Annotated in this window: 1 pseudogene; it reads left to right on the top strand. The window is 70.0% G+C overall.

The features are described 5' to 3' along the window. Positions 1–322, top strand: a pseudogene (locus DBR34_RS23570) (kynureninase); the annotation flags it as partial. Between the last annotated feature and the right edge of the window lies 1 nt (position 323).

The following is a 323-nucleotide window of genomic DNA, read 5'->3' as shown; positions in this document are numbered from 1 at the left end:
CAAGGCCGGTGGCATTGCTGCCCTGCGCGAAAAGTCGCTGCGCCTGACCGGCCTGCTCGACGCGCTGGTGCGCGCCCGCCTGACCGGCGTGCTCGAGGTGCTCACCCCCAGCGAACCGGAGCGCCGCGGCTGCCAGCTCTCGCTGCGCGTGGTCGGGGGACGCGAGCGTGGCCGCAGCCTGTTCGAGTACCTGCAGACCGTCGGCGTGCTCGGTGACTGGCGCGAACCGGACGTCATCCGCATCTCGCCCACGCCGCTCTACAACCGTTACCAGGACCTGCACCACTTCGTCGACGAAGTGGACGCCTGGGCAGGGCTGTAAT

The organism is Stenotrophomonas sp. HMWF003, assembly GCF_003061285.1.
Taxonomy (GTDB): Bacteria; Pseudomonadota; Gammaproteobacteria; order Xanthomonadales; family Xanthomonadaceae; genus Stenotrophomonas; species Stenotrophomonas maltophilia_AP.
Note: the sequence above shows the minus strand (reverse complement) of the source record. Positions and strands in the feature narration are given on the sequence as shown.